This is a genomic window from Streptomyces poriferorum (assembly GCF_019399235.1).
Taxonomy (GTDB): domain Bacteria; phylum Actinomycetota; class Actinomycetes; order Streptomycetales; family Streptomycetaceae; genus Streptomyces; species Streptomyces poriferorum.
This window is the reverse complement of sequence record NZ_JAELVH010000415.1, coordinates 1-4,269: the sequence shown is the minus strand read 5'-3', so window position 1 is coordinate 4,269 and position 4,269 is coordinate 1. Positions and strand designations below refer to the sequence as shown.

General features: G+C 72.1%; 3 protein-coding genes. All 3 read left to right on the top strand.

Annotation, left to right across the window (positions count from 1 at the left end; translation table 11 throughout):
* The first annotated feature begins 662 nt into the window (after positions 1-662).
* The 3 genes from JGS39_RS37315 (at position 663) to JGS39_RS37305 (ending at position 4,238) form a co-directional block, all read left to right on the top strand.
* Entirely contained in the window at positions 663-2,069 is a 1,407-nt protein-coding gene (locus JGS39_RS37315; protein WP_371930291.1) for a lipase family protein, read from the top strand.
* A 122-nt stretch (positions 2,070-2,191) separates the two neighbouring features.
* Positions 2,192-2,833 carry a CatB-related O-acetyltransferase gene (locus tag JGS39_RS37310; RefSeq protein ID WP_219574227.1) on the top strand — a complete coding sequence of 214 codons (642 nt, stop codon included), beginning with the start codon at positions 2,192-2,194 and terminating at the stop codon, positions 2,831-2,833.
* Positions 2,834-3,062: 229 nt separating this feature from the next.
* Positions 3,063-4,238, top strand: coding sequence for a macrolide family glycosyltransferase (locus JGS39_RS37305; protein WP_219574226.1), 1,176 nt, complete (start codon positions 3,063-3,065; stop codon positions 4,236-4,238).
* The last annotated feature ends 31 nt before the right edge of the window (positions 4,239-4,269 follow it).

Genomic DNA, 4,269 nt, shown 5'->3' with positions numbered 1-4,269 from the left:
GGCCCCGCCGTCTACCGGCGCACCGCGTCCCGCCCTCTCGCCGACCCCCCGGACTCCCCTGCCCTCCCGCGTACACGGCGGCAGGGGAGTCCGGGGGGTCGGCGAGAGGGCGGGACGCGGTGCGCCGGTAGACGGCGGGGCCTGTCCGGGCTCCTCTTCACGGCCCGGGCCGCGGCCTGTTGGACGTGCAGGGACCTTCGGGGAGCTGCCACGAGGCCGAACGCCGGTGTGACCGGCCGGACCGGGCGCGTCCGGGCGGTCAGGAACGTCGGAGTCGGCCGACTGCCGGCTGTCTAAGTGGCCGGCCGGCGAGGTGAGCATGACCGAACTCTAGTTGGAATAAGCGGTGTTGCGCACGGGGGTCCTGTGCCTGATGGGGGCGTTGTTGTGAAGTCCCTGCTGTGAAAGCCGTGTTGAGGGAGCGGCTGATTCCGGAGTCGCAGGTGACCGGGGGCCCGGTCGCCGCGGGGCGGGCACCGCTCTTCTCCCGTGGGGCGCGGACGGCGGGCGCCGCCGCCCGCGCCCTGGGGCGTGGTGAGCCGTCGTCGCCGGCCGGCCCGACCGCACAGTTACCAACGCGTAACTTACTGACGGGTTACCTTCGGTAAGTGCCGCTGCTAGCTTGCGATCACCTGCATTCCGAGCAGAGCGAGGAGTGAGCTGTGAGCCGCAAGAGCACCCGTTCGCTTTCCACCTTCCCCACGTCGTCCCCCATGGTTTCCCCCGCCGGCGGGCCACGCCCCGGACGCATGCGTGCGGTGGCCGTCGCCGTGACGGCCGCGGCCTGCGTGGCCGCGTACGCCGCACCCGCGTCCGCCACCGACGGGTCGCAGCCCGTCGTCTCCCGCGGGGTCACCATCCCCGGCTTCTACAACCCGCCCGCCGAACTGCCCTCCGCCAACGGCGCGGTGATCCGCCACGAGCCGCTGCCGCTCGGGCTGAGCCTGCCCGGTCTGGACGGCCGCCCGATGCCGGGCACCGCGACCCGGCTGATGTATCGCTCCACCGACTCGGGCGGCCAGGCCGTCGCGGTGACCGGCGCCTACATCGAACCGTCCGCCGGCTGGAAGGGCTCCGGCCCGCGCCCGCTGGTGGCGCTGGCCTCGGGAACCGTGGGCCAGGGCGACCAGTGCGCACCCTCCCTGAGCCTCCAGCACCCGCTGGCCCTGACCCCCGAGACCGTGTCGGTCGGCTACGAGACCCTGGCGATCTACCGACTGCTCTCCGCGGGCGTCGCCGTCGTGGTCACCGACTACGTCGGCCTCGGCGCGACGGACCGGCTCCACACCTACGTCAACCGGCTCGACCAGGGCCACGCCCTGCTGGACGCGGTCCGTGCCGCGCACCGGCTGCCCGGCACCTCGATCACACCCGACTCGCGCACCGGCCTGTACGGCTACAGCCAGGGCGGCGGAGCCAGCGCGTCCGCCGCCGAACTCCAGCCGGGCTATGCACCCGACGTCAAGCTCGCCGGCACCTACGCCGGTGCGCCGCCCGCCGACCTGACCGCGACCATGAAGGGCATCGACGGCAGCGCCCTCGCCGGCGCCCTGGCCTGGTCGATCAACGGCTTCGCACAGTCCGACGCCGATCTGCGGGACGTCGTCGAGGCCAACGTCAACGACGCCGGCCGGGCCGCGCTGAAGGACGCCTCCACGATGTGTGTCGGCGACGCGATCTTCGGCTACGGCTTCACCAAGAGCAGCAAATGGACCACCAGCGGGAAGTCCCTCGGTGCCGTCCTCGCCGCCGAGCCCAAGGCGCAGGCCGCCCTCGACCGGCAGCGCATCGGCACGCTGAAGCCCACCGGCCCGGTGCGCCTGGCCACCGGCGTGCAGGACGACATCGTGCCCCACGCCCAGGCGCGCCAACTCGCCGTGGACTGGTGCCGCAAGGGCGCCGACGTCACCTACGACGCCATCGTCCTGCCGAACCTCGGCGACAAGCTCCTCACCAACCACCTGGTCCCGCTGATCACCGACCAGGGCGACGCGATCTCCTGGATGACCGACCGGCTCTCGGGCAGGGGAACATCGTCCAACTGCTGGACGATGCCCCTCCAGCCCTGACCTCCGGCGCCCCGACGAGCGCTCCGCCGAGGAGCGCTGATGCGGTAATCCGTTGTGGCTGCGGGGCGGTGGGCGCGATCATTGACCGGTCCTGCCCGCCGCCCCGTGAGGAACCGCACGACATGCCCGTACCGGCCGACCCGACCGTTCTCCACCCGATGCCCGGCCAGCCGCGGGTCGTGCAGCTCAGACCGCTGGTGAAGTCCCCGCTGATCGAGGTCGGGGAGTACTCCTACTACGACGACCCGGACGACGCCACGCTGTTCGAGACGCGGAACGTGCTCTACCACTACGGTCCGGAGAAGCTGGTCATCGGCCGGTTCTGCGCCCTGGGAACGGGTGTGCGGTTCATCATGAACGGCGCCAACCACCGTATGGACGGCCCGTCCACCTTCCCGTTCCCGACGATGGGCGGATCGTGGGCCGACCACTTCGACCTGCTCGCCGGACTGCCGAACCGCGGGGACACCGTCGTCGGCCACGACGTCTGGTTCGGCCACAGCGCGACCGTCATGCCCGGCGTACGGATCGGGAACGGCGCGATCATCGGTGCCGGCTCCGTCGTCACCAAGGACGTCCCCGACTACGGCATCGTCGGCGGCAACCCGGCCCGCCTCATCCGGACCCGCTACGACGACCGGGACATCGCCCGGCTGCTTGCCCTGGCCTGGTGGGACTGGCCGGCGGAACACATCACCGCCCATGTGCGCACGATCATGTCGGGCACCGTCGACGCGCTCGAAGCCGCCGCCCCGTCCGCCTGACGCCTGCTGTGCCCGGGCCCGCCGAAATCCATGTGCGGCGGGTCCGGGCACCGGCTATCGTCTTCGGCATGTTCTTCCGACAGCTCTACGGCTGACGCGGGACGGGGCAGCGCCCCGCCTCCGTCCGGTACGCCCTGCGCACGCCCACGACCCGGACTCCGGGCCGCAGCGGCCGACGCACGGGTTCGCCGTGTCCTTTTCGCCGCAGACCTGAATCGAGTGATCTTCCATGTCACGTCGCCGTGCCCACATCGCCATGGTCGGCATCCCCGCCGTCGGCCATGTCCTGCCGAGTCTCGAGGTCATCCGTGAACTGGTGGCCCGCGGCCACCGGGTGACGTACGCCAACGACCCGGCGGTGGCCGACCGCATCGAGGCCACCGGTGCCGAGTTCGTCCCGTACGACTCCTCCCTGCCGGTCGCCGACAACAACTGGCCCGACGACGCCATCGGCGCGATGGGCCTCTTCCTCGACGACGCCGTCCAGGTGCTCCCGCAACTGAGGGCCGTCTACGACGACGACCCCGCCGACCTCGACCTGTACGACATCGGGGCGTACGCGGCGCGTGCTCTGGCCGAGTCGCAGAAGCGCCCGCTCATGCAGTTGTCCCCGGCCATGGTGGCGTGGGAGGGGTACGAACAGGACGTGGCGGCCCACCTGTGGGCGCTGCCCGGAGCCGACGCGTACCGGGCGAAGTTCACCGGGTGGCTCGCCGGCTGCGGCGCGTCCACCACCGACATGGACGCCTTCGCCGGGCGTCCCGAGCACACCCTCGCCCTCATCCCCCGGGCGATGCAGCCGCACGGCGAGGACGTCGACACGGACACCGTGACGTTCGTCGGCCCCTGCTTCGCCGGACGAGGCGCCGAGCAGAGCTGGACCCGCCCCGCGGACGCGGAGCGCGTGCTGCTGGTCTCGCTGGGCTCGGCGTACACCAACCGGCCCGGGTTCTACCGTCAGTGTCTGGCCGCGTACGGCGACCTGCCCGGCTGGCACGTCGTCCTCCAGGTCGGCCGGCACACCGACCGGGCGGCGCTGGGCGCCATCCCGGACAACGTCGAAGTGCACTCCTGGGTACCGCAGTTCGCGATCCTGGAACAGGCGGACGCCTTCGTCACCCACGCCGGCATGGGCGGTAGCGCCGAAGGGCTGTACACCGGGGTGCCGATGATCGCCGTCCCGCAGGGCGCCGACCAGTTCATGAACGCCGACCGGCTCGTGGAACTGGGCGTGGCCCGCCGCATCGACACCGCGGACGCCACCGCCGAGGCGCTGCGTACGGCACTGTCCGAACTCGTCGCAGACCCTGAGGTCGCCGGCCGATCGGCACGGCTGCGGGCCGAAGCACGCGCCGAGGGAGGCACCCCGCGGGCCGCCGACCTCATCGAGGAACTGCTCGGCTGACCGACAGGCACAACGGCCCGGGGCCGCGCGG